The organism is Noviherbaspirillum sp., from assembly GCF_036846085.1.
Classification (GTDB): domain Bacteria; phylum Pseudomonadota; class Gammaproteobacteria; order Burkholderiales; family Burkholderiaceae_D; genus Noviherbaspirillum.
The window spans coordinates 1-25,306 of record NZ_DAIUCO010000048.1; the positions used below are offsets into that span (position 1 = coordinate 1).

Below are 25,306 nucleotides of genomic sequence, written 5' to 3' on the forward strand. Positions count from 1 at the left end.
ACGCACACCATCGCCACAGCTTACACAGCTTCCACAGTTCGCCTCGCCTCAGTGCGGCCTACCCATAAATACAAAACAGTCCCGTACTGGCGATCAGCAGTCATATAATCATTTCAAAGCGTGGCTACATAACCCGCTGCTTCAGCAAGTCGCATCCTATTTCATTCCCTTCAATACTCGACGGCACGTCGGCATGAAACTGGCCATCTTGATCACCGCGATTGTCTTCTCCGCATTACTCGGTCTATATCTCATCCAGGACAGGTTGATGCTGTTTCCCATGCCGGATGATCCGCGCCGGGCAGATCTTGCTGTGGCAGGATCTGTTCCATGGAGCGACGGGGGAATCTATCGAGGTCTGGTGTTCGAGCCCGCCTCCCAAGCGAAGGGAACGATCCTGTTTTTTCATGGGAACGCCGGCGCCGCGCAGTACCGGGCTGCCTATGCTCATCGCTTGACAACCTACGGATACCGAGTCGTACTCCATGAATATCCAGGCTTTGGCGCTCGAAGCGGGCATGCTTCCCTGCCCAGCGCGATAGAGTCCAGTTCGCATGATGCGGAAAGTGCACGCGCAAGATGGCCCGGTCCGATGTATTTGATGGGTGAGTCGCTTGGCGCCGGGATAGCGGCACAAGTGGCCACATCCAATCCCGCCGGTTTTGAAGGATTGGTTCTGATTACCCCATGGGAAAATCTGGCTGCGTTGGTTAACGAAAATTTTGCCGGCATCCCTCTCTCTTTACTCTTGCGGGCGCGACTGGACACGATTGATGCGCTAAAGCACTATCCGGGAAACATTGTCGTCATCGGAGCAGAGAATGACACGCTGATTCCAGTCGCGCATGCAAGGACATTGGCTGGCTCACACACCGGCGTACACTATCTGGAGCTACTTGGAGCGGGCCACAATGACTGGTTCGACGCAATGAGCGTTGTACAATGGGACCAAGTGATATCGATGATGGCGGGCTCCCAGCCTCTCCGTCCACGCCAAAGCAGTAATGATTTCTAACGCCATCGTATGGACGGCGGGACGGGGGGGGCCTATGAAGTAATCGACTTACCGACCGCTTTCTTTTGCGCATCCGTAATTGTCCAGTAGTAAATCGTGCTGCCGTCGACCACTTCCGTCCTTTCCGGCGGCCACTCGTCACCCATGTCGAATGAGTGAGATACCACACGAGTACCCACCTTCAGTTGCTCCCATAATTGCGGGCGCAGCTTTCGATTAATACTGTTGAGCAGGTACAGTGTCACGACCGTGGCGTCGGATAAATCCGACTGGAACAGGTCGCCGACCGTAAATTTTGTCCTGTTTGTGACACCCGCCTTCTTCGCGTTGGCTTTTGCGTCCGATATTCGTTTCGGATCGATATCGATGCCGATGCCGCGCGCACCGTATTTCTTTGCGGCCGTGACGACCATGCGCCCGTCGCCACACCCGAGATCGTACAGCAGGTCTTTTTTAGAGACCTTCGCCATTTCCAGCATCTTGTCAACGACGGGTTGCGGCGTCGGCACATAGGGAACATCGAGCACCGGTGGTGTCGCGTACTGTGCAATCGCAGGAAGGCTGGTAAAACCGGACGCAAAAGCGACGGCGCATACTTTCAATGCATTGCGGCGCTGTTCAAAGAATAGGGTGGACTTGTCGCGTGATGGCATGTTTTCCTCGTGAATGAAGAATCGTATGCAAGAGAATGGCCTGCAAGCACTCGTCGCTTCTACGAGAACTGGGAAAGCAAGAGAACCTGGTTGAAGTGATCCTACGGCGACAAGAAATGACAAGATTGATAAAAAATAAATTCTGGCGCTATGTCGGGTGAAGTTGCCCGGAATCATTAAAGACTGTTTACGACTTTTGATGTTCGATCATCGCTGCCTGAATATCATCCGGGATCGGCTGCGAACTAACTTGCTGCGGCCGTGCCTATAAAAATAAGACATCCCAAGGAAAGGTACATCATGAAAACCCCATCCGGCGATACGCGGCTTGCACAGCCTGCAGACGAAGAAATAAAGGTGCACGGCGATCAGCTGAAGAAGCAGGTGGAAGCAGCGGCAGGTGGAAAGACCCAGGAGAATCAAGGACCGCAATCAGAAAATATCCAGGATAACGAAAGCAGTAAATCGGCATGAGATGGAGAGAAGCTGTTTCGGTCTTCACGGGCAAGCGGTGTTTGTATCTCTTGCGAAAGGGAAGGAAGCGTCCAAGCATGTGGCGAGGATGCGGATTGCCGATGATTTTCCTTCAACGGGCAGCGAGGTTCGAGGAACCATTCGATCAGGCAGAACTCCATGGAGCTGTATGCATATACAGTGCATGGGATACGACGTGTTTCCCATCTAGAACTGATGTTTCAAATGGAGATCGGCATGGATAAGCAAACTCAGGCAGAAGCAGAAAACAGCAACATGGTGAAGGACCCGAAGAACTGGACTACAGGGGGCGAGCCGATGACAGGCGCCCAGAAGTCTTACCTGAAAACGCTTTCAGAGGAGGCGCACGAAGACCTGGATGAAAACCTTACGAAAGCTGAAGCGTCCGAGCGTATCAATGAACTGCAGGAAAAGACCGGGCGCGGTCAGCCGGACGGCAATCAAAAGCAGTGATTGCCTGAACAGACGTAGTGACTGTCCTCTGGCACGCCGCTTCGGATGATTATGCGGAAGCTATCCGGATTCTCTTTGTCAACAGCGCATTGAATCCGGATAGCCAATCTTGCAAATCCGCGAATGCTTTATCGGGCGCGCAAGTGGGCACTGATCTTCAGGTATCAACCGGCAACGCTCGACCAAAGCCTCGCGATCACGCGAAATCGTGGCCGGCCAAAAATTGAGCCGACATGGTTTGATACCAACAAAGCTCTTGCCATTGCTTATCGGCGTCCTGGTTGGACAGCGACCTCCAGGTATCAAACTCGCTTTTCTCCCGCAAACCCAAACATGCAATTCCGAAGAGCCGAAGCGAAACGTCGCCGAGGATGCGCACGCGTTCGGGCCATAGACATCATCGGGCTCAAACATCATTGCAGAGATCGAACTTCCCGATCGATTGGTACAATCCATCGGGAAACAATGCAGTTCCTGCCGTGGATAATGTGCATTCCAGTACTTCAAAGCCAGACGGCAGTTCCGCGATAAGCACCGCAAACCCCGATTTCCTCACGCCACTGCACGATGCCGCACTTGCTCGACAATCCTTTTTACTATCTCGATAATTTTCACCAGATAGTGGAGTGGGTTCGTGGCCGCTACAGCCACCTGCTGAGCCACGACGAGCATCGATTCGTCGAACGCCTTGTCGCCATGCCGCAGGCATCCCGAGCGCTGCTTGTCCGGATGGTGATGCGCAAAGGGCCGGTGTTCCGGGCCAGCCGCCTGTGCTATGACGAAATCGGTTGCGCCCGCACGGCGGTGAGGCCGCTGGTGGAGCAGGGATGGGTCAGCGAACATTTCCCCTTATCGCTTGACCAGGTATTTAGCCTTTTGACCAAGTCCGAAGTTTTGTCCGCCTTCCGTCTGCCTCGCACGAGAGCTTCTGAGAAGAAAGCGGCGTTGCTTGACGCGTTGCGCCCGGAATACAGCACGCCGCGCTGCTTCGCCGAGTGGTATCCGGAGTCGGATGACTGCGCGTATCAAGTCATGATCGAGCCGTTGTGCGAGCGGTTGAAGCTGATGTACTTTGGCAACTGCGCGCAGGATTGGTCCGAATTCACGTTGTCCGATCTCGGCATCAACAAGTACGAAACAGTTGATCTGACGATGGCATCGCATGCATTCCAGTCGCCCGAAGACATTGATTGCTACCTTCGGCTTCATAAGCTCCGGGAACGTCTGGAGGCGGGTGAGGCCGCAGGCGCCGTCCTGTCCGATATGCCCGACCGTGTTGCCGGCAATGATTGGCTGGAAAGCCGGAGGGCAAGGCTGCTGCTCATGATCGCGCAACAGCAGGAACGCGACGGCGAAACCGACAATGCGCTGCTTGCCTATTCGTCCTGCGCCTATCCGGGTGCGCGTATTCGCGTGGTTCGAATCCTGGAGCGCAGCGGGAAAATCGACCTGGCCTATGCACTGGCACAGGAAGCGGAGCGCAAGCCGGAAAGCGAGGCGGAATTGCAGCAACTCATGCGCATCCTGCCGAGGCTTCAGCGGAAACTCGGCCTGGAAAAGATCGGCCGGCGCGCCATACCTGCCGTCGATCGTATTGATTTGACCTTGGTCCAACCCGCTGCGGCTTACTCGGTCGAATTGCTGGTTGCAGGCCACCTGGCTGCCCCCGATGCGCCGGTCTTTTATGTGGAAAATACACTCATCAATTCCCTGTTCGGCCTGCTGTGCTGGACTGCCATCTTCGCACCCTTGCCTGGTGCGTTCTTCCATCCATTTCACAGCGGTCCGGCAGATTTGTATCGTGCGGACTTCCATCAAAGGCGCGAACATCTGTTCGCCACATGCCTGGCACAACTTGACTCGGACGAATACAGGCAGACCATCCGGCATCACTTCGCGGTGAAATGGGGATTGCAATCGCCCTTCGTCTCGTGGGGCAACTTAAGTGTCGAATTGCTCAACCTCACCCTGGATTGCATTCCTGCGAGCCATCTGAAGAAGCTGTTCGAGCGAAAGCTGCTGGATATCAAGGCCAATCGCGCCGGCTTGCCAGATCTGATCCAGTTCTGGCCCGCCGAGCGCCGCTACCGCATGATCGAAGTGAAGGCGCCAAATGATCGCCTCCAGGACAACCAGGTTCGCTGGCTGGAGTATTGCGTTACCCATGAGATACCCGTCGGCGTGTGCTATGTGGACTGGATGAAGGAGCCGGCGTGACATACCGTGTCGCGGTGCGGGCCCTGACCGAGTTCACAGCCAAGGAGGGCGACCTGGATCTGCGCTTCACGCCGTCGCCGACCGCGCAGGAAGGAATCGCGGGACATTCTGTCGTGACGGCTCGTCGTGCGGAAAGCTATCAGCGGGAGGTGCCGCTTTCCTTCGTCTATAAGCATCTGCTGGTAAGCGGACGTGCCGATGGCTATGATCCGGTTCAAAACCGGGTGGAGGAAATCAAGACCCACCTTGGCGACCTGGCGTCCATGCCCGGAAATCATCGTTCGCTGCACTGGGCACAGGTGAAAGTATATGGATACCTCCTATGCGAAAAACTGGGCCTGGAGCGGGTGACACTTGCGCTCGTCTATTTCAATATCGCGACGCAGCACGAAACCATCCTTGAACAACCGCACACCGCGGCGGACCTGAAGACGTATTTTGAGGAGCAGTGCGAGCGCTTCTTGTCCTGGGCGGAGCAGGAACTGCAGCACCGGTCTGCGCGCGATGCCGCTCTCACCGCACTGCGCTTTCCGCACGGTGAATTTCGTGAAGGCCAGCGCTATCTGGCCGAGTCGGTATTCCGGGCGGCCAGCACGGACCGTTGCCTGATGGCGGAGGCGCCGACGGGAATCGGTAAAACCATCGGCGTCCTGTTCCCGTTACTGAAAGCCAGTCCGAGAAAGGACATCGACAAGATCTTCTTTCTCGCGGCAAAAACACCGGGGCGGCGCATCGCATTGGAAGCACTCGCAAGGATCCGGCAGGGCGAGCCTGACTTGCCCATGCGCGTTCTCGAACTGATTGCCCGCGACAAGGCATGCGAACATCCGGATAAAGCCTGCCATGGTGAATCCTGCCCGTTGGCGGAGGGCTTTTATGACCGCTTGCCGAAGGCACGCGCATCGGCACTGAGCGTCGGACAGAGAACGGCACTCGACCGCGACACACTGCGGACCGTCGCTCTGGAACATCAGGTCTGCCCTTATTACCTGAGCCAGGATCTGGCACGCTGGTGCGACGTCGTGGTCGGCGACTACAACTACTACTTCGACAGCAGCGCCTTGCTCTACGCCCTGACCGCGGCGAATCAGTGGCGCGTGGGCGTACTGATCGACGAGGCGCATAACCTGGTGGAACGCGCGCGAAAAATGTACACGGCGGAGCTTAACCAGACGGCGCTGCATTTTCTTCGTCAATCGGCGCCGGATAAGTTGAAGCCGAGCCTCGACAAGCTGAACCGGAGCTGGAACGCACTCAACAAGGAACAGCAGGATGCCTACCATGCCTATCCGGACATACCGGACGCGTTCGTCCGGGCGCTGAAACTCGCGACCGGCGCGATGACCGACTACTCCGCAGAAAATCCAGGCCACGTCGACAGCGATCTGCTGGATTTCTACTTCAACGCGCTGCATTTTTCACGCTTGCAGGAAACCTTTGATGCGAACTCGCTGTTCGACATCACGATCGGAACCTATGGTCGTTCACGCCGGTCGGTCCTCTGCATCCGCAATGTCGTTCCGGCACGATTTCTCGCGCCACGTTTTGCCGAAGCCCGATCGGCGACCTTGTTTTCCGCGACCATGAGCCCTTGGAATTACTTCACCGATATGCTGGGTTTGCCTGAAACCACCGCTTACATCGACGTCGAGTCGCCTTTCAAGGCGGAGCAGCTATCGGTGCACATTGCCGGGGACATTTCTACCCGCTATCAGCATCGCGACCAATCGCTTTCCGCGATCGTGTCGCTGATCGCAGGACAATTCGATAAACGTCCTGGAAATTATCTGGCTTTCTTCAGCAGCTTCGAATATTTGCAGAAGGTCGCCGAACTTTTCCGCATGCGCCATACGCATATACCGATCTGGGAACAGGCCCGCAACATGCATGAGAACGAACGGACGCAATTCCTTGAACGCTTTGACCAGGGCAGCGCGGGGATCGGATTCGCGGTACTGGGCGGCCCGTTCGCGGAAGGTATCGACCTGCCGGGCAATCGGCTGATCGGTGCGTTCGTCGCGACACTCGGACTGCCGCAGATAAATCCGGTCAACGAGCAGATTCGCGAACGGATGCAAACGATTTTTGGCGCCGGTTACAACTATGCGTATCTGTATCCCGGGCTGCAAAAGGTTGTCCAGGCTGCCGGACGGGTAATACGGACACAGTCGGATCGCGGCAGCGTGTTTCTGATTGACGATCGATTTGCGCGGCCGGAGGTACTCGACCTTCTGCCGCGCTGGTGGCACGTCGAGAAGGGCAGTGCGACCACTTCTCGTCATGAAACGAGCGATACGACCGGCGGTTAGATCGATGCGTAAGCCGACGAAATCCGTTGCTGACGTCCCGCCGCGGCGCCGGTCATGCTGGAGGCGGGCGTCCTTCGTACCATTTCCCGCATCTCCGCCTCCCGGGCATCTTTGTTTCTAATAGTAGAGTCGGCCGGTTGCCCCGATTACGCCGATATCCAGGTATTGAGACCCGTTGCGGTTGGTTTCGGTGAAGCTGATCGGATGGCCGCCGAGCCTGAAGCTATCCATGGACGTCAATGCCTTGGTGATTTTTTCGGAGGTGGGATTGGGGCCTGCCATCCGAATCGCTTCCACAAGCAGGCGCGAGTTCATATACGTTTCAAAATTGGTGGCATTCGAGCTGATGCCTTTGCCGTAGCTGCTTTTCAGGAACGCCTGGAAATCCTTCGCCAGCGGCAGGGAGGTCGACTCCGGATTGGGAACGACCTGGCTGATACCCATCCCGCGAACACGCTTGTCGCCCGCCGCCTCGACCAGTGCCTTGACCGGCACGAAGGACAAGGTGAAGATTTGTGCGGCGCCAACCGGTGCGTCATACATCCGCATGAACCGGATGACGGCTTCCGGTACGCCCATCAGGAAGATCGCCTGCGGCTTTGCGTCGATGATTTGTTTGGCGTGCTGGGCGAAGTCGGTTTCGCCCGGCTTGTAGGGGGTTTTATTGATGACCTCGAATTTGAACTGTTCCGCAGCCTTGGCGATGCTTTGATTGATTCCGGCACCAAAACCATCGTCCTGGTACAGAACTGCCACGCGCTTCAAGCCGACGGTCGACACGAGGCGCGATATCTTCATGATCTCGTCCGTATACGTTGCGCGGGTATGGAAAATCATCTCCGATCCGGGGCCGCGGATAACCTCCGCGCCGCTGAACACGCCAACCAGGGGCACCTTGTGCTTGGCAAGCACGCCGGATTTGATAATGCCGATCGTATTGGCGGTTCCCACCGCATTCATCATGGCGACGACGTTGTCCTTCGTGATCGCTTCTTCCACCAGCCCGGCCGTCTTTTTCGGATCGTATTGGTCGTCCTTGATTACGCGCTTCAGGGTATTGCCGTTGATGCCGCCCTTATCATTGATCATGTCAAAGTAGCCGCTCACCACCGCGGTACCTTCGACTCCTGTCGTGGCGTTCGGGCCGGTCAGCCCCAGTACGGATCCGATCCTGACTTCTCCCGCTTGCGCGGTATTAACGACGCAAACTGCATAGAGTGCTGCAATGACGCTTCTGACCAACATTTTGTCTCCTCGAATACTGCCGTTTCGGTAATCGCTTCTTTTTTTCAGGGCATAACCACGCCGCGAAGGACGAAGAAATGTTTAAGGTAAATACCCAGCCGGGAAATTATCAAATAATTTTCCTTTAAGCAATATTTGGTTTGGAGCGACTGCTCTAGCGGTAGAAATGAGACAGGACGTTCACATGCATGGGGTTGGCGAGCGGGATGCCCAGCGATCTGCGACCGATGGGATGTCAGGAAAAGCGGTCAGGCGCCGACGTTTATTTCGGCTTGCCGGAAACAAGTTCGATGCGGCGCTGGATGCGCGCGTAGGCATCCAGCGCGCCGGCTTGCTGGGCACGCTGAGCTTGCACGCCAAGCCAGGCGAGCAGCGGCCTGCGCCATCCCTGGGACGAGGCAGTCTCGGTCGCGATTTCCATATCGGCAGGCGTCAGTCGTCCATACTGCAGCAACGCGCCGGCCGCGACCAGGCGGGAAAACGGGTCTTCGATATCGCCGAGAATAGTTTTGCCGGCTCCAGGCCCATTTACCACAGCGCGGTGATGAGCCGGCAGCAATGCGGGGTCGACATCTTGCCAACGCCCGGCAATGTATGCGGCATAGGTGCGTTCCGCCGGCCCGACATCATCCGCGATCGCCTGGAAGCCGGTGCACGGCCCGATCTCGAGGCTGGCAACGCGTGCTGCGCAGCGAATCAGTTCCGCCTGAGCGACCAGGTCGGCGCGGCCGGTTGCCGCCAACTCGGTACGCGCCCGTGCGAACTCGAGGTCGGCCACCCGCGTATTGCCACTCAGGTATGCGGAAGAGAAGCTTTGAAGCGACGATGAAGCACTCGACTGCCAGGCAGGTGGGGCCGGGGTGCTTGAGCATCCTGTAAGCACGGTCGCAAGCAGGAGTGAAAGGGAAGAAAACAGGATTTTCATGGCAATTTCATTTCCGTAGAGCGGGCGAACGGCCATTTGCGATTGACTTCATCGACCAGCGCCGTCACCTTGCGCAAGCTGGCTTCCACTTCGGCGCGCAAGGTGCCGAGGTCATCGGTGGCGATGCGTGCATTCGCTCCGACCGCCTGGGCCTCGGCAAGAACGGCGTCGACCTTCTTCAGTGTCGATCGTGCGTCGCCCAGCACATTGTTCAATTGTGCGATGCTGGCCTGCGCATCATCCATGACTCCTTGCTTGCCGAAGACACGCTGATCGGTCTTGGAGAGCAGTGTGTTGACGCGTTCGAGGGCGACAATCAGTTTTTTTGCTTCTTCGTCGCTGCCCAGCGCGCTGCCGAGAAGACCGTACCGGCCGTTCATCCGGGCGGTGGCCGTCTGCAGGTTGGCCAAACCGGTGTTGAGGCTGGATTCGGTTGCGGTCATGGCCTGGAGGTTCTCCAGCAACGCGCGCGCCGTTGCCACCAATCTCGGTATCTCGGCATTGGTATCGCCCCGCAGGACCGGACGTTCGGCGTTCGGCGGAAGGGGCGGATCGGTCAATACGCCGGAAAAGGCACGGATGCGGGTTTCGCCGACGAGGCCGCGTTCCATCGTGAACACGCTCGTGGTCCGCAGCCATTTTGCGTCCTTATCAGGAACATCGATCAGGATGCGTGCTCTGCCGTCCGGGGCAAGCTCGACACGTTGGACACGTCCGATTGGAAATCCGGAAAAGGTCATGTCCATGCCGACGATGACGCCTTCGGAGTCATCCGACACCAGCACCAGCCGCTGCGTGCTTTCGAATGCGCCCCGCGCATACATCACATACAGCAGGAAGCCCGCGATCAGGCTTGCCATCAGGATCAGCAGCAGGACAGCCTTGAATTGGACATTGGCCGGGACGGGAGAACCGGAAGGATCGGACGGACGTTCCATGTGGCGAGGCTCGGGTTAGATGTACTTGACTGCAAGCGATCCGGATTCAATCAGGAGCAGTATGAAAAAAAGACGCATCGCGCCGGGCTGCACCGTCGATAACGGCGACGCTTGGGCGACAGCGGCATGGCGCGGACGTTCAAGGATGGCCGCCATTGGTATGATGGCCACTGCCAGGCCGAAAAGCAGGGTCTTCAAGGCGAAACCAATGGTAACGACCGGATCGAATACACGGCCGACGGTGCGGGTGTAGTCTACCAATCCCCATGGGGACAGGCCGTAGACGTTGAGGTAGGCCAGGACGAGGACCACCGCGCTGCTCATCAGGGCAAGGCTGAAGACGGAAAAGACGTTCGCAATCACTTCCGGCACGACGTCCACATGGAAATTCAGTGTTGAATCGGATGCCTTCCGGGAGACCGCGTCGGTGGCGATCGGAATCGCGCCCGCATTGAATGCAAGCCCGGCGCGCAGTGCTACGAAAAGGGCCGCGCTGAGCGGAATCAGCTCCAGCACAAGGACCCGCACCATCATTTCCAGCGCATATTGCGACAGCCCGTAGCTGAGCGCGGTGACGACCACGATTCGGATCAGCACCAGGCTGACAAGCATGCTGGCCAGCGTGAACCAGAGCAATACCCGCCAGGTGCTGGTGTAGATATGCGAAGCGATCAGGATGCGGTTGCCGCGACGGTACGTCGACGGCGACAGCGCGATGACGAGCGCGCCGGCGCCAAAGAGCGCCAGGAACCACCAGCTCGCCAGCTCACGGCGGCAGATCGCTTCCCATCGACGGGGTCTGAGGTAGGTATGAGGGCTTGAAAACATGGACGAATGATAGCCCAAGCATCTGCCGCCCAAAAAGATTGTTTCGACCGGTCACGATTGCGAAGTGAAGAGGAGGGGAGGATGCATTGGTGAGCATGCAATTCTGCGGATCTCACCTCTTTTCGCTCCGCCTGACGGTTATAAGGATTGAAAGAACCGTGCCGCAAGGGCATAGCAGAAGGGCGGGGCGAGAAAATGGTCGTCGGCGCCGGGATAGGACGCCGCCAACTGCGCAAACCCGCCATGCAGGAGATCGCCCGACGGCCCGGCCGGCAAGGTGGCTCGATCGCGCAGGTCGAACGCGGGTACCGTCACACCGCGCGTGGCGAAGTAAGTCGAGGCCTCAACCGTGTTGCCGAAATAGACCATGCTGTCCCGGGATGCGCCGCATAAGGCCATCGCGGCTTTCGGTGTCCAGTTCAGCAGGTCGTTTTGCATGATCGCCTGCCGGAATGGGCTGGAACGGTGCAATCTGAAATCTTCGCGCAGGGTATCGCGGGTTTCGTTCCTGATGAGGAAGGGCTGGCCGTCACCGTTGTCGAACAGGTTGCCCGGCAGGAGAGCCGCCTGCGCCCTGTCATCCAGGAGGGATGGAAACCATGTCTCTACTGTGGCTGCATAGGGAAGTTCATAAAAATCGTCCGGTTGTTGATACAGGCCGCCGTATGATTTTTGATAACTGGTGACGATCAACGGGATCAGGGTAGTGGCGCCGAGATTGACCTTGCCATCGATGACGGTTTTCGCAAAGTTGGTCAGCGAATACGACCCGGACATCGGCATTGATCCTGTCACGCTGAATTCCGCTGCGTAATCGCGTTCGATGGCGCGATGGGCCGCCATCGCAACAAATCCGCCCTGGGAGTAGCCGGCGATGAACAGCTTCCTGGAGGCGACAGCGCCGGTTGACGACAAAACCGACTTGACGGCCCGGAGCGCATCCACCACATCGATGGCCTGCGCTTCGGCATTCTGGTAGGGGTGGTAAGTGGCGCGTGAACGGTCATATCCGACGTAGTTGGGCGCGACGACGATATAGCCTTGCGATGCGAAAAACGCACTGACATCGAGCGCATCCGTGTTCCGTATATGCGCCATGTTGAAGTCGCGCCGCGTTGCCGTTCCATGTGCATAAATGAGAATCGGGCGCTCCCCGCTGCACACGGCATCGGCGCCGCTCGGAATCAGCAATGCGGTGGTGGCATTGGTTGCTTCGCCGGCCCCGCCCTGGGTGTGGTACTCGACCGAACGATAGGTGACGTTGCATCGTGCGGTGCCTGTCAGAGCCTGGACGCCCGACATGGCGGTCACGCGATCGATGTCGGCTGCAGCCAGCGTGCCGGTCAACGTAGGGGCGCCGATTACCCGGCCGCGCGTGGAAGTCGATGTGGCTGCTCCGTCTTCGCCGCCGCAATTCGCCAGCAGGGTGGCGCCCATCAATGCGATCGAAAGGCGTTTCCACAGGGTGTATGGTGTCCGCAAGCGCATGCATATCCTTTAGGTTCAATTGAAATTGAAAAGATTGTCGAGACTATTTGGCATGCTTGCCTAAACGACAATAGTTGCAATTATGACAGCAAAAGCGGGTAATTGACTGCCTGGTTCAACCGATCGCTCTTGCGGATATAGCATGGCCCGGAAATCAGCCACTGAGGAACGCCAGCCATGCGCATTCCGTGGTGCGAAGCCAGCGCGCACGCGGAGTGGTTCGCTCTCAAAATGGGTCAAAATCCCGGTCCGGGCGAATGGCATCAATGTCAAGTATGATCTGGGAAGTTACGGGTGGCGCCCCCTTGGCTGGTGCGCCACGTCACGAACAGAACAGCAGCACGACGGCCGACCCGGCCGCCACATCAAACAACGCCATCGAGATGAATTCGAACAAACCACTCCCGGACGGCCTGGTCGTCATCGCCAAACGCGAATGTCCTACCTGCTTGCTGGTCGAGCCGTTGCTGCGCGAACTGTCGCAGAGTGGCAAGCCGGTGACTGTCTATGTACAGGACGACCCCGGGTATGCCGCCGGACTCGAGAAGGTCATATTCGACGATACGCTGGAGCACTCCTATCGCCTCAATGTCGAAGTCGTACCTACCCTGATACGGGTCGAAAACGGCGTGGAGGCGGAGCGGACCTATGGCTGGCATCGGGAAGACTGGCAGCGCCTGACCGGACATCCGGGCCTCGGAAGCGACTTGCCGCTCGTGAGGCCCGGCTGCGGCTCCAAGACGCTCGAGCCGGGCCTTGCCGAAGAATTGTCGGTCAGGTTCGGAAACGTGGTGTTCACATCGCGCCCAGTGGAAATCAACGGGTCGGAGGATTTGCTGGAGGCCTGTTTCGAACGTGGGTGGACCGATGGATTGCCGGTGGTGCCGCCGACGCGCGAACGCGTGCTGCGGATGCTCTCCGGAACGACGCGTTCACCGGACGAAGTGATCGGTATGGTCCCGCCCGACCTGGTGGCATGCACGGTGGAGAAGGTCGCCATCAACGCGGTCATGGCCGGCTGCAAACCGGAATACATGCCCGTGGTTCTGGCAGCGGTCGAGGCGGCCCTGATCGATGAATTCGCGATGCACGGCATTCTGTGCACCACCATGTTCGCCGGGCCGCTGGTGATCGTGAGCGGACCGAAGGCGAAGGCGATCGGCATGAACTCCGGGGTCAATGCATTGGGGCAGGGCAACCGCGCCAATGCGACCATCGGCCGCGCCTTGCAACTGGTGATTCGCAATGTCGGCGGCGGCCGCCCCGGCGAACTCGACCGCGCCACCCTAGGCACGCCCGGCAAATACACATTCTGCTTCGCTGAGGCCGAGGACGGCGCATGGGAGCCGTTGTCCGTCGAACGCGGATTCGCCCGCGGCACATCGACCGTGACGCTCTTTGCCGGCGAAGGCGTGCAAGGTATCGTCGACCAGAAATCCCGCACGCCGGAGTCTCTCGCGCGCAGCTTCGCCTTGTGCCTGCGCGCGGTCGACCACCCGAAACTCGCGATGGCCGGCGACGCCGTCCTCGTTGTCTCGCCCGAGCACTGTCGCGTGTTCACCGAAGCCGGCTGGACCAAGGCACGCTTGCGCGAAGAATTGGAGCGCCTATTGCTCTTGCCGGGCGACGAAATGATCGTCGGCGCGGGCGGCATTGCGGAAGGCCTGCCGGTGGCCATGGCCGGGACGATGGTCCCTAAATTCCGCCCGGGCGGACTGTTGATCGTCCGCGCAGGCGGAACGGCCGGACTGTTTTCCGCTGTCATTGCCGGCTGGGCCGCCTCCGGTCCGGTCGGTTCCATCCCTGTCACCAAGGAGATTCTTGAATGAAAGAACCCACCATCCTCCTCGATCCCACGGCGGAGCGGTCGTCCGCCATGCGTGCGCGGTTGTCGCGCCCCGCGGATCTTGCCGGTCTGACGGTCGGCATCCTCGATATATCCAAGGCGCGCGGCAACGTGCTCTTGGACCGTATCAGCGACCAGCTTGCAACCCGGGGCGTCAGCGTCAAGCGTTACCGCAAGCCGACCTTCACCCGCGTGGCGCCGACTGCGCTCAAGCAGCAGATCGCGTCGGAATGCCATGTCGTCATCGAAGGACTGGCCGACTGAGGGTCTTGCACGTCGTGCTGTATGCATGACATTGCAGACCTCGAAAGTCGAGGCATTCCGGGAGTTGCGATTGCATCCACCGAGTTCGAGCAGGCTGCCGCGCTGCAGTCGAAAGTGCTGGGTTTCGATCCGGCGATGGTATTCGTGCGCCATCCGATACAGGACCGCACCGATGACGAGTTGCGGGCACTTGCCGACCAGGCGCTCGAAGCAATCCTGCGAGGCATCACCTCGGGCTGATCATGGCGATGGCTGGATATGAGTGCGGTCGATTTTCCCCGCCGCATTCATCTGCCGTCAGTCGATAGCGTCCTCCGCTGGCCGGCTGTGGATGCGTTGGTATCGGCGCACGGCCGCATGGTCGTCGTCGGCGCGGCGCGCGACGAACTGGCGGCCCGGCGCGCCGCACGAGAAAGCGGCTCCGATGCGGATATCGCGGCGGCCATTGCGGCACGGTCGCTGGCGATCGTCGAGCCATCGCTGCGAAGGGTCATTAACCTTACCGGTACCGTTCTCCACACCAATCTCGGACGGGCTCCCCTGCCGCCCGAAGCCATCGAAGCGATCGTGAAGGTGGCTTCCGGTGCCACGAATCTCGAATTCGATCTGGCGACAGGCAAGCGAGGCGACCGTGATGATCACGTGGAAAACTGGTTGCGCCGCCTGACCGGCGCCGAAGCCGCAACGGTCGTCAATAACAATGCGGCCGCAGTGCTTCTGACGCTCAACGCCCTTGCGTCACGCAAGGAAGTGATCGTCTCTCGCGGCGAACTGGTCGAAATTGGCGGCGCTTTCCGCCTGCCGGACATCATGGCCCGGGCAGGCTGCAAGCTGCGGGAAGTCGGCACCACCAATCGCACACACCTGACCGATTACCGGGATGAGATCGGTCCGCGCACCGCCTTGCTGCTCAAAGCGCATACCAGCAACTACCGGGTGGAAGGATTTACCGCTTCCGTCCCAGAAACGCAGCTAGCGGCGTTAGCCAGGGAAAGAAATCTGCCATTCGTGGTCGATCTCGGCAGCGGGACCCTCGCCGATCTGTCGCGCTTTGGCCTGCCCCATGAACCGACGCCGGCGGAGACGCTGGCGCACGGCGCGGATATCGTCACCTTCAGTGGCGACAAGCTCCTCGGCGGCCCGCAGGCGGGCATCATCGTCGGGCGCGCCGATCTTGTCACGCGCATCAAGAAAAATCCGATGAAACGCGCAATGCGGTGCGACAAACTCACCATCGCTGCCCTGGACGCGGTATTGCGCTTGTATGCCGACCCGGATCGGCTTGCACAGCGCGTGCCGGCGATCCGGCTTCTGACACGCCAACCGGAGGACATCGCCACGATGGCCGAGCGGGTTATGCCGGCGGTAGCGAAGTGGCTCGGCGCGCAGGCCGTGGTCGATATGCTGCCTGTCCAAAGCCAGATCGGCAGCGGCTCATTGCCGATAAACCTCTTGCCGAGCATCGCGCTGCGAATCGCACCGCAGGGAGGCAAGCGCGCGTCGGGAAGGGCGCTCGACCGGATTGCCGCGGCGTTCCGGGGGGTGCCTGTCCCGGTAGTCGGGCGCATTTCGGACGGAGCATTCCTGCTCGACCTGCGTTGTCTCGAAGACGAAGCGGAATTCCGAATGCTCTTCGCCGGCGAGGCTCGCCTGTGATCATTGCCACCGCCGGCCATGTCGACCATGGCAAGACATCGCTGGTGAAGGCGCTGACGGGCGTCGATACGGATCGCCTGAAAGAAGAGAAACTGCGCGGCATGTCGATCGAACCGGGTTTTGCGTATGCCGATCTCGGCACCGGCATTCCGATCGGTTTCGTTGATGTGCCGGGACACGAACGCTTTATACGCAATATGCTAGTCGGCGTCGCCGCCGTCGATTTCGCGTTGCTGGTAGTCGCCGCCGACGACGGCCCGATGCCGCAAACCATCGAGCATCTCTCCATACTCGACCTGCTCGGCATCACGCACGGCGCGATTGCGTTGACCAAGATCGACCGCGTTCCCACCTCGCGCAGCACCGAGGTGCAAGAAGAGCTGGCAAGCGTGTTGAAAACGACCGCATTGCACCAGGCGCCAATCTTCCCGGTAGCCGCACCACTGGGCATCGGCATGGAGGCCTTGCGAAGTCATCTTGCCGGGATAGCACAAACGTTGCCGTCACGGCGATCAGGCGGGAACTTCCGGCTCGCCGTCGACCGCAGCTTCACATTGGCCGGAGCCGGTTTGGTTGTCACCGGCGCAGTCGCTTCCGGCACCATTCGCGTCGGCGACGATCTGCTTGTCTCGCCGCAAGGGGTGCCGGCACGTGTACGCGGCATCCATGTGCACAATCGCGTGGCGAACGAAGCGAGCGCGGGTTGGCGCTGTGCGTTGAACCTCGCCGGGACGGATTTGAAACGCACGGCCATCGAACGGGGCAATTGGATCGTCGCACCGCCGGCGCATATGTCGACATATCGCTGCGACGCACGCATCACGTTGCTCTCCTCGCAAGAAAAACCTCTTGTGCATTGGACGCCGGTGCATCTTCACTGCGGTGCCGCTTCGGTGAATGCCCGCGTGGCACTGCTGGAGGGGCATCTCCTCGTCCCTGGAAAGTCGGGAATGGCCCAACTCGTGGTGGATGAGCCGATTCATATGCTGCGAGGTGATCGGTTTATCCTGCGTGACCAGTCCGCGCAGCATACGATCGGCGGCGGCATCGCGCTCGATCCCTTTGGGCCTGCACGGGGCAGGGCGAAACCGGAACGCCTCGCGTACCTGGCCGCCATGGAAAAGGGCACGCCGCAGGAGGCGCTTGATATCCTGCTTGATGAGCAGGCCGATGGCGTGGCAATCGATGGGTTCGCACGCGCATGGAATCTGACAGAAGAGGAAACATCCAGGCTTGTTAACCTGAAGCCGATCGCGCGGTTCCGCAATGCCGGCGCCGTGCTTGCAGTGCCGCGCTGGCGCTGGCAGGAGATGCGCCACCGGCTGGAAGCGGCCCTTGTCGGTTTTCATGCCGAGCAACCCGAGGCTGTCGGGCCGGCCGAGGCGACGCTTGCCGAGCGGTTCGATATGCGAACATTCTCGCGGGCCTGGCGGGGCGCATTGAAATCACTTGGCGAGGAGGGCATCATCAAGCGTGAAGGCATTTGCTTGCGTCTCGCCACCCACCGGCCGAAGCTAACCGATGCCGATAGCGTGCTGCTTGAACGTGTGAGCACCCTGTTGCGCGCGGCCGGGTTGCGCGCGTTGGCGGCCGGCGAGCTTGCGAAGGATCTCGGCATGCCGCTATCGACGCTTGTCGTATTCCTCGACAAAGTCAGTCATCTTGGTCACTTGGTACGGGTGTCCAGGAACCGCTTTTTTCTGCCGGAGGCGATAGATCAACTTGTCGATGTTGCCGTCACGCTCGCCAGTGAGTCGAAAGACGGTCTCTTCGATGCGGCCGCATACCGCGACCGCTCCGGTATCGGACGAAACGTGACGATCGAGGTACTGGAATTCATGGATCGTGCGCGCATCACCCGGTATGCTGGCGGCGTGCGCAGTGTGGTTTCATAGACGCCTGCCACCAGTGGCAGGCAGATTGCAGTTCAACGGAAGGGAATCGTATCCCGGTGGAGCGCCCGGACTTCAAATCCGGCGAGACGCGCGAGGCGTGTCTGGTGGGTTCGACTCCCACTCCCTTCCGCCAAACCCCGGCGTCGACGACTCGATTACCTGCTCGATCCGGCGATTGGTTCCTCTAGAAGCGCGTTGCCGTCGTCGTTGTCGACGACGTTCCGGTCCCGAATCCGGTATTCGAGGTGCCGACTCCCGAGCTTCCCAATCCGCTCGAACCGGAACCGGTTGTTCCAAAGCCGGATAGCCCGGAGCCGCTGGTGCCGGTACCGAACGAGCCGCCGATAACGCCGCTGCCAGTCGTACCCATCCCTCCCGTACCGGTGCCGATCGTGCCTGTTCCTACCGTGCCCAAACCCGTGCCGGTCGTCCCAAGTCCGCCGATGCCCGTGCCGGTGTTCCCGGTCCCGATCGTCCCACCGCCGGTTGTGCCGATTCCGGTTGACCCGACACCGGTGCCGACGTTGCCGTTACCCACGGCACCGTTGCCGGTCGTTCCCGTGCCGATACCCGCGCCTCCTGTAAGTCCCGGTCCGGTGGCGCCGACCGGCAGCGTGGGCGTGGTGCCACCCGTTGTGATGTTGTCATCGTCGTCACCTCCGCCGCAGGCAGCCAGGACGGCGACAGCAATGACTATCGATGCACCGCGGGCAACGGTCCGAATGTTTAAGGGTTTCATGATGATGCCTTTGGAAGATTGGAAAAGCGTGTTTCCGAAGGGGCCGACACGTTAGAGCAGGTGTTATGCATCGATCGTGCCAGGAAAACAAGCATGCATATAGCCAAGCAAATACGTTGCATTTCTGTCCGCCTGGTAGAGAAACGGAGGAATTCCGAAGCTCGAGGAGCATATATTTTCGGGCTGCACCGGTCTCGTCGTCACTGACGGGAATCGCCGCAACAACCAGCCAGGTTCGTTATGCGCGATACGTAAGAAGTACAAACACATCTGGCAATCGTCCGTTTCGCGGTTTTCATGTCGATGCGTGACCTGCTAGATACAATAAGCGGATGATTCGTGAAACTTCATTGGAAAGCTGATGTTCAAAGCGCTTTTATAGTGTTTTCAGCAACCGTGAGGTGAATACCATGCAACCGATTTCCGAAGTCATGACGCGAGAAGTGTCGGTGCTGTCGCCCGACGACAATTTGACGCAAGCCGCGCAAATGATGCGCGATTTGAATGTTGGAGCACTGCCGGTATGTGATGGCAAGCGCCTGGTTGGCATGCTGACCGATCGCGACATTACCATCCGGGCCGTCGCTGAGGGAAAATCGCCCTCGGATGTTCGTGCCTCCGATGTGATGACCGATCAGGTGCTCTGGTGCTTTGAAGATCAGACTGTCGGTGAAGTGTTGCAGCAAATGGGCGATCAGCAAATCAGAAGACTGCCTGTCGTCAGTCGGAACATGGAGTTGGCCGGGGTTGTTTCGTTAGGCGACCTCGCAACACGTCAACCGGCTCAAACCGATAGCACCCTGGAAGATATTTCCGCACCGGTACCGCCATCCCGGCCCAGTACCGGCAAACAGCCGACACAGCATTGAACAGTACGGAAACCACGGTTTCCTTCGTCCGCAAATGGTTGAGTTATAAAAGCATCAAGGGCAATGCGGGTGTTAACGGCATTGCCTGCGCTCCTCTCTTCGCGAGATTTCTTTCCGCTTCCTGTATCCCAACGTTCCACGCAATATGAATCTCGAATCCGGCACTCGGATCTGATTGCGCTTCTCCATCCTTGCACGATCCCCGCCCCCCACTAAAGAACGTCCTGCCGTTACCAAAGCGCCATAATTCGCGCAAAAATTAAAAAACAGGCAACTTTAGTTGTTATTTTGTCTTAAAGAATGCTTTTTTTAGCAACATTACCCAAACAACAACTTATATAAGATGCAATAATTGACTTGCCGTCAATCATTATGATGTTCGGATCCCAGCCTGAGCCGATCTGCTTATTCAAGGTGTCATGTATTGAGACTGGAGTTCCTTTTCCGAAAGTAGTGCTTTCTTTAGGAGTCATGCAATGAACGATCTATCGCTTAGCGCCACTCGTCGCGCTCATGCTGAAACAAACGTACAGCTTCATGGTGTTTTTCCTGAATACGCGATGAAAGAAGAAAAGCTGCCTTTTACGGTCAAGCTGGTCCACAACGATGATGAATTGCAAAAGGCCGTCGATATTCGACACGCCGCTTACCAGCGACATGTTCCTGTATTCGCCGAAAAGTTAAAGACGCCAGAGCCGACCGACAAAGAGGCTGGTGTCATCATCCTGCTCGCCGAATCCAAGCTTGACGGATCGCCGATTGGCACAATGCGGCTCCAGACAAACATCGACAAGCCGCTTCCGCTGGAACAGTCCGTGACGTTGCCCGATTGGCTCGCGTCCAGGACGCTCGGCGAGGCGACACGGCTCGGCGTCAGTGGCAGCCAGGCGGGACGTCTGGTCACGGCGGCTCTGTTCAAGGCTGGGCTTCACTATTGTTTCCAGACCGGAATTGAATGGATCGTGGTCGCGGGACGTTCGCCGATCGACCGCCAGTATGAGCGGCTTATGTTTGATGATGTATTCCCCAATCTGGGCTACGTCCCGCTGAAACATGCCAACAATATGCCGCACCGGATCATGTCGATTGAGATAGGGCAGATCGAGCCGCGCTGGGGAAGGGTGAATCATCCCCTTTACAACTTCTTTTTCCGCACTTTTCATGAAGATATACGCATAAATAACAACTTTCTGGTCAGAAATGCCCTTGAAGCGTAATAAAAATGGCACGTCCATACGGAAACGTTTATTATTGATTTTTCGCAACATTTTGCTGCCTTGATTAGTCTTGCCGCAAAGATTGGTTTATGTGCAAGCGTTTGAAGGCAGCAAGTTCTTACTTGGGCATTCACTCGTGGTTACGTAAAACAATCGAACATGGACGATTCATCTAAAGGCAGGCAGCACTGCGGCATACGGTTGCACCGTATTCTTGATCGGGCGCTCGCTTTTTCGTCCAGCCATGTTTATCGTTTCTGATCCTCGTGATTTCTGTCGTCGCCTTGGTCGCATGGGAGAAACACCAGCCGCAGCGCGACGCCTTTCCGCTGACCATACGCGTTCTGCCGGAAGGGAACTCACCGCTCACCCTGGACAAGGCATTGGCGCAGTTGAGCTCGGTGCGCGAAGTGGCGCACTTCGATACAGGGCTGTCCGAAGTTCCCTTCTGGTTCAGCCTCACCGTTCCTCCATTACCGGACGGGAGGGCGTCGACGGTTGAATTCCCGTCACGCCACACCCAAAGCATGGCCTGCTGGGATACGCAGGCGCGCTTCGAGCTGGGAGCAGCTAGCCGTTCCACCGTCAGCGGGAAGATGTCGCATGCGAAAGGGGGATTCGCCCTCGCTCTCGATCCCAATAACACGGACGTCAGCATCATCTGCCACGCATCCTTTGTCGGACCGGCACGCATCTCCGCATCGCAATGGTCTGCGTCCAGCTTGCGCATGAATACGGAAGAGTTTTTCAGGGACTCCGGACTTATGGACGGCGGCCTCGTTATGCTGGCCCTCTTCATGACCATCACGGCGTACATCAACCGTGAACGTACTTATCTGCTGTTTGCGGCGTGGCTGATCGTTTCGCTTCGCATGGCTGCATTGTCGGGTGGATGGGATACGCAATGGTTGGGACGAACCATTCCGGCACAATGGCTGTACCACGGAAGGCTGTTCACACTAGCCCTGTATTTCACATTAACCATCGCATTGTTCAAGACGCTGTTCCGTACCCACCTCAAAAAAGTGGGTTACGCATTCCTGCTGCATTATGCACAGTGGGCTTGCGTGCCCCTGCTGGTCATGTCATTGACGATGTCATACCAGACGTTCTTGCCGATTTACTGGACTGCAGCAAGCGTTCTGGCCGCTGTGCTTGTTTTTCTTCTTGCCCGTATTCTGGTCATCGCACCCTCGTCGATGGCGATCTGGTACGCGGCGTCGCTCGGGGTTTCCCTGATCGGTAGCGTGTTTGAAATCATCGGCGCGGCCCTCGGGTACAAAATCCTGATCGGTTCCGTCAACAGCGTTACCGCCGCGTTATCGTCCAGCCTCCTGGCAGCCATCGCTATCGCGGAACAAATTCGAGCGACGCAGCAGGCACGGCTGGAAGCACAGGCGACGCTCGAGCATACCTATGAAGCCATGCCGATCGGATTGTTCACCGCCAATACCGAAGGGCGATTTCTCAGCGTCAACCCGGCAATGGCCGCCATGCTCGACGCCAAGATCACCAACGCGTCAAGCAATGCCTGGGACCAATATTTCGACCAGAGTTCATGGTGGCAGTTATCGCATCTCATGGGGCAACAGACCGACGGGGAACTGGAGATCGGCAACAAGGCCGACCCGGCATCGCCCGACCACAAGCGCTTTCTGGTAAAGGCGCGCTTATCCCGTGGAAAGATAGAAGGCTCGCTGCAGGATGTGACCGAGCGGTCGAAGGCCATCATGGACTTGCGATTCATGGCCAATAATGACCCTCTTACGAAGGTGTACAACCGTCGCGGCATTGAGAAGGTAATCAGCAAGGCGTTGGGCGAGTTGGCCAATCACAAGTCGCCAAGCCTGGCGCTTGCTTATCTGGACCTGGACCGCTTCAAATTGATTAATGAGTTGTATGGGCATGTTGCCGGCGATGAAGTCCTGAAACAGGTATGCGAACGTGTGCAAGATGCGTTGACCGACAACCAGAAAGTCGGTCGCGTCGGCGGTGACGAGTTCGTCATTGTCTTTTCCCATACATCGCTGTCGGAAGCGGCGGCGATCTGTAACGACATCGTTGATCGTTTAAGCGGAACGCATTATCGAATCGGTGATAAAGCATTCCAGTTGCGCGGAACGATAGGCTTGGTCGAGATCGGCCAAGGGACATCATTCAAGGATGCGGTCTCCACTGCCGACCGGGCCTGCAGGGAAGCGAAACGGGATTCGATTGCCCATCTTGTGGTCTACGAAAAAACCGCCACTGTCTTCAGCGAGCGGGCTGCGGAGCTCACCATGGTGGAACGCCTGGCCGCGGGAACCGCTCTCGACTACCTTTTCCTGGACATGCAGCCCATCATGTCGTTGAAAGCGCCGCATGCATCATTGAATTTCGAAGTGCTGCTACGCATGCGCGATCGTGACGGCAGTCTCGTTCCCGCCGGCCGCATCATTACAGCAGCCGAAATCAGCGGAGCGACCGGCGATATCGACCGCTGGGTATTGGCAACGACTTTGGCATGGATCGAGGAAAACGAAGCCAGTCTTCTCAACACGCAATTTATCTGCGTCAATCTCAGTGGTGCGTCCCTGAACGACGAGCGGTTCGTGCAGGACGCGTTTGTCCTGCTGGCCAGGAACGAACGCATCTCCAGCCGGTTGTGTCTTGAAATTACCGAAAGCGTGGCGCTTCATGATCTCGACAACACCCGTCGTTTCATCGACAAAGTGCGCAGCTGCGGTGTGCGGATTGCGCTTGATGATTTCGGCGCCGGATACACATCATTCTCTTACCTGAAGGAATTCCCTGCGGATCTGCTCAAGATCGATGGCAACTTCATCGTGGACATGAATGCGCATCCGGCGAATATCGCCATCGTCGAAGCGATCGTGAATCTTGCCAAGAACCTGGGTATGCAAACCGTTGCCGAATGGGCCGAGGACAACGCCACGGTAGAGACGCTGGCCGAAATCGGTGTTGACTACGTCCAAGGCTACGCCGTGGCACGCCCCCAAACTCCGTCGACATTGCTAGCTGCAACGTCTTCAGCCAGCTTTATCAAGGACGAGAATCTTGCAAGATTTGTGCAGACTTTGCATCGCCCGATCAGCGCTAAAGAGCGCTCGAGGATCAAGAGTCAGCCAAAGCCAGTGGAGTCCTGAATACCCATCATCCGGGAAGACATTCAAAGGTTATCAAATGGCAACCCATGAATGGGGTCTTGCGCTGACACTAGCGCATTGCCCCGTTCTTCTAGTGACCGCAGTGGCGTTGTAAACAAGCTTGCGGCGTGTACGTCCCACCGAGTCTTCCATCTGGCCATAGGCCACTTTGAGGTCTACAAGTTTCGCGCCTCGCACCGGCTGGTCTATGCAATATAGAATGATCAACGTCCGGGTTAAGCACTGCCGAGTGCTAGCTGACGTGTCTGTTTTCCTGCATAAAGCGACCAGAGTCGAGATCCCTGTTGATCGTAGTGATTTATGCAAGGATTTGGACACTATGTGAAATTTTTGTCAGCACTCGTGATCCGGCGGAAGGAAATCTAAATTTCGTCGCAAAAATTCCTTGGCGTCTATTGAATTGGTTTGCTATAGTTCGCCTCCCGTCGCGCAGCACTCAACAAAACACTTCGTAAAATAAGTGATGTGAACGTGCTGATGTGCATGGAAAGAGCAGTAAAGCATAGCGTTTTTTAGTTCGATTTCGCAGTGTTGTCTACTTGAAATCGGGATGAAAAACTTTATATGAAGTAGGTTCCGTTACTGCAGCAAAAATGCAGTTGTGTCGGATACCTGAAGGTGGAGTAAACGCTTTTTTCGGTTTTGGGTTCAAGTAATTTATCTTGCATCTGCCGGTGAAGGACATGCTTCAAAATAGCAAGTGAGTGTCGGGTTGAAGCTGTAAATCGACATCAAAAAAAGCACTTGCAGCGACACGAAAGTTTTTGTTATAGTTCGCCCCCGTCGCAAAACACAGCAGCAAAAAACGCTCGGCAACGAGTGCGGTTTGGGGTGATGGAAACGACGTAAATCGATGTGAATTCCAGTTGAATTTTCACCGATCTACTTCATATAGATTCTTGTAGTGCTGATGAACACGACGCTTTGTCAGCCGATGCATCGAAACAGATGGGTCTCGAATCTGAGTTCTTTAAAAATTAACATTCGATAGATGTGGGCGCTTGGTGGCAGGTGCAAGGCGAAGGTGGCGCGAGCCGTTTTTGCCGAGACGAAGACATTGAAGTGCTCACAAAGAAACAATAGGTAA

The 25,306-nt window shown here is 57.7% G+C and carries 19 protein-coding genes and 1 tRNA gene; 13 read left to right on the forward strand and 7 right to left on the reverse strand.

Features of this window, described 5'->3' with window-relative positions; translation table 11 throughout:
- Positions 1–1,015: alpha/beta hydrolase (locus tag V7080_RS07930; protein ID WP_334187865.1), on the forward strand; the 1,015-nt coding region annotated here is incomplete at its 5' end.
- A gap of 32 nt (positions 1,016–1,047) precedes the next feature.
- Here V7080_RS07930 and V7080_RS07935 read toward each other — a convergent pair.
- Entirely contained in the window at positions 1,048–1,668 is a 621-nt protein-coding gene (locus V7080_RS07935) for a class I SAM-dependent methyltransferase (RefSeq protein WP_334187866.1), read from the reverse strand.
- Between the two features lie 300 nt (positions 1,669–1,968).
- On the opposite strand from V7080_RS07935, the gene V7080_RS07940 reads away from it, so the two are divergent.
- The 4 genes from V7080_RS07940 (at position 1,969) to V7080_RS07955 (ending at position 7,142) form a co-directional block, all read left to right on the forward strand.
- Positions 1,969–2,142, forward strand: a complete 174-nt coding sequence (locus V7080_RS07940; RefSeq protein WP_334187867.1) for a hypothetical protein — start codon at positions 1,969–1,971, stop codon at positions 2,140–2,142.
- A gap of 159 nt (positions 2,143–2,301) precedes the next feature.
- Positions 2,302–2,616 (forward strand): DUF3072 domain-containing protein, encoded by a 315-nt coding sequence (locus tag V7080_RS07945; RefSeq protein WP_334187868.1) that lies wholly within the window; start codon positions 2,302–2,304, stop codon positions 2,614–2,616.
- 567 nt (positions 2,617–3,183) lie between these two features.
- Positions 3,184–4,833, forward strand: a complete 1,650-nt coding sequence (locus tag V7080_RS07950) for a VRR-NUC domain-containing protein (RefSeq protein WP_334187869.1) — start codon at positions 3,184–3,186, stop codon at positions 4,831–4,833.
- On the forward strand, positions 4,830–7,142 hold the full coding sequence (locus V7080_RS07955; protein ID WP_334187870.1) for an ATP-dependent DNA helicase: 2,313 nt from the start codon (positions 4,830–4,832) through the stop codon (positions 7,140–7,142). The genes V7080_RS07950 and V7080_RS07955 overlap by 4 nt, the downstream gene beginning before the upstream one ends.
- A gap of 117 nt (positions 7,143–7,259) precedes the next feature.
- Here the strand turns inward: V7080_RS07955 and V7080_RS07960 are convergent, their stop codons facing one another.
- The 5 genes from V7080_RS07960 to V7080_RS07980 all read right to left on the reverse strand — a co-directional run bounded on the left by V7080_RS07960 (position 7,260) and on the right by V7080_RS07980 (position 12,566).
- Positions 7,260–8,387: an ABC transporter substrate-binding protein gene (locus tag V7080_RS07960; RefSeq protein ID WP_334187871.1), complete on the reverse strand. Its 1,128-nt coding sequence runs from the start codon at positions 8,385–8,387 to the stop codon at positions 7,260–7,262.
- 262 nt (positions 8,388–8,649) lie between these two features.
- On the reverse strand, positions 8,650–9,312 hold the full coding sequence (locus V7080_RS07965) for a hypothetical protein (protein WP_334187872.1): 663 nt from the start codon (positions 9,310–9,312) through the stop codon (positions 8,650–8,652).
- The gene (locus V7080_RS07970; RefSeq protein ID WP_334187873.1) at positions 9,309–10,250 is read right to left on the reverse strand and encodes an MlaD family protein; all 942 of its coding nucleotides are present in this window, start codon (positions 10,248–10,250) and stop codon (positions 9,309–9,311) included. Before V7080_RS07970 ends, V7080_RS07965 begins: the two co-directional genes overlap by 4 nt.
- A 15-nt stretch (positions 10,251–10,265) precedes the next feature.
- Positions 10,266–11,078 (reverse strand): MlaE family ABC transporter permease, encoded by an 813-nt coding sequence (locus V7080_RS07975; protein WP_334187874.1) that lies wholly within the window; start codon positions 11,076–11,078, stop codon positions 10,266–10,268.
- A 138-nt stretch (positions 11,079–11,216) separates the two neighbouring features.
- Positions 11,217–12,566, reverse strand: a complete 1,350-nt coding sequence (locus tag V7080_RS07980) for an alpha/beta hydrolase family protein (RefSeq protein ID WP_334187875.1) — start codon at positions 12,564–12,566, stop codon at positions 11,217–11,219.
- Between the two features lie 266 nt (positions 12,567–12,832).
- Between V7080_RS07980 and V7080_RS07985 the strand changes: the two genes are divergently transcribed.
- The 5 genes from V7080_RS07985 (at position 12,833) to V7080_RS08005 (ending at position 18,360) form a co-directional block, all read left to right on the forward strand.
- Positions 12,833–14,395, forward strand: coding sequence for a thioredoxin family protein (locus V7080_RS07985; RefSeq protein WP_334187876.1), 1,563 nt, complete (start codon positions 12,833–12,835; stop codon positions 14,393–14,395).
- Positions 14,392–14,916, forward strand: a complete 525-nt coding sequence (locus tag V7080_RS07990) for a UGSC family (seleno)protein (protein ID WP_334187877.1) — start codon at positions 14,392–14,394, stop codon at positions 14,914–14,916. The genes V7080_RS07985 and V7080_RS07990 overlap by 4 nt, the downstream gene beginning before the upstream one ends.
- Positions 14,917–14,934: 18 nt before the next feature.
- Positions 14,935–16,332 (forward strand): L-seryl-tRNA(Sec) selenium transferase, encoded by a 1,398-nt coding sequence (gene selA / locus V7080_RS07995; RefSeq protein ID WP_334187878.1) that lies wholly within the window; start codon positions 14,935–14,937, stop codon positions 16,330–16,332.
- Positions 16,329–18,227 carry a selenocysteine-specific translation elongation factor gene (selB, locus tag V7080_RS08000; protein ID WP_334187879.1) on the forward strand — a complete coding sequence of 633 codons (1,899 nt, stop codon included), beginning with the start codon at positions 16,329–16,331 and terminating at the stop codon, positions 18,225–18,227. The genes selA and selB overlap by 4 nt, the downstream gene beginning before the upstream one ends.
- A gap of 37 nt (positions 18,228–18,264) precedes the next feature.
- Positions 18,265–18,360: transfer RNA gene (locus tag V7080_RS08005), tRNA-Sec, on the forward strand.
- A gap of 51 nt (positions 18,361–18,411) precedes the next feature.
- Here the strand turns inward: V7080_RS08005 and V7080_RS08010 are convergent.
- A complete protein-coding gene (locus V7080_RS08010; RefSeq protein WP_334187880.1) occupies positions 18,412–18,966 on the reverse strand; it encodes a hypothetical protein in 555 nt (184 codons plus the stop codon).
- Positions 18,967–19,376: 410 nt separating this feature from the next.
- Here V7080_RS08010 and V7080_RS08015 point away from each other — a divergent pair, with 410 nt between their 5' ends.
- The 3 genes from V7080_RS08015 (at position 19,377) to V7080_RS08025 (ending at position 24,198) form a co-directional block, all read left to right on the forward strand.
- On the forward strand, positions 19,377–19,835 hold the full coding sequence (locus V7080_RS08015; protein ID WP_334187881.1) for a CBS domain-containing protein: 459 nt from the start codon (positions 19,377–19,379) through the stop codon (positions 19,833–19,835).
- Positions 19,836–20,311: 476 nt separating this feature from the next.
- Entirely contained in the window at positions 20,312–21,052 is a 741-nt protein-coding gene (locus V7080_RS08020) for an N-acyl amino acid synthase FeeM domain-containing protein (RefSeq protein ID WP_334187882.1), read from the forward strand.
- Positions 21,053–21,318: 266 nt separating this feature from the next.
- Positions 21,319–24,198, forward strand: coding sequence for an EAL domain-containing protein (locus tag V7080_RS08025; RefSeq protein WP_334187883.1), 2,880 nt, complete (start codon positions 21,319–21,321; stop codon positions 24,196–24,198).
- The last annotated feature ends 1,108 nt before the right edge of the window (positions 24,199–25,306 follow it).

Coding starts and splice junctions, on each gene's coding strand:
- V7080_RS07935 (WP_334187866.1), bottom strand. CDS start 1,668: ATGCCATCACGCGACAAGTCCACCCTATTCTTTGAACAGCGCCGCAAT.
- V7080_RS07940 (WP_334187867.1), top strand. CDS start 1,969: ATGAAAACCCCATCCGGCGATACGCGGCTTGCACAGCCTGCAGACGAA.
- V7080_RS07945 (WP_334187868.1), top strand. CDS start 2,302: ATGGAGCTGTATGCATATACAGTGCATGGGATACGACGTGTTTCCCAT.
- V7080_RS07950 (WP_334187869.1), top strand. CDS start 3,184: ATGCCGCACTTGCTCGACAATCCTTTTTACTATCTCGATAATTTTCAC.
- V7080_RS07960 (WP_334187871.1), bottom strand. CDS start 8,387: ATGTTGGTCAGAAGCGTCATTGCAGCACTCTATGCAGTTTGCGTCGTT.
- V7080_RS07965 (WP_334187872.1), bottom strand. CDS start 9,312: ATGAAAATCCTGTTTTCTTCCCTTTCACTCCTGCTTGCGACCGTGCTT.
- V7080_RS07970 (WP_334187873.1), bottom strand. CDS start 10,250: ATGGAACGTCCGTCCGATCCTTCCGGTTCTCCCGTCCCGGCCAATGTC.
- V7080_RS07975 (WP_334187874.1), bottom strand. CDS start 11,078: ATGTTTTCAAGCCCTCATACCTACCTCAGACCCCGTCGATGGGAAGCG.
- V7080_RS07980 (WP_334187875.1), bottom strand. CDS start 12,566: ATGCGCTTGCGGACACCATACACCCTGTGGAAACGCCTTTCGATCGCA.
- V7080_RS07985 (WP_334187876.1), top strand. CDS start 12,833: ATGTCAAGTATGATCTGGGAAGTTACGGGTGGCGCCCCCTTGGCTGGT.
- selA (WP_334187878.1), top strand. CDS start 14,935: ATGAGTGCGGTCGATTTTCCCCGCCGCATTCATCTGCCGTCAGTCGAT.
- V7080_RS08010 (WP_334187880.1), bottom strand. CDS start 18,966: ATGAAACCCTTAAACATTCGGACCGTTGCCCGCGGTGCATCGATAGTC.
- V7080_RS08015 (WP_334187881.1), top strand. CDS start 19,377: ATGCAACCGATTTCCGAAGTCATGACGCGAGAAGTGTCGGTGCTGTCG.
- V7080_RS08020 (WP_334187882.1), top strand. CDS start 20,312: ATGAACGATCTATCGCTTAGCGCCACTCGTCGCGCTCATGCTGAAACA.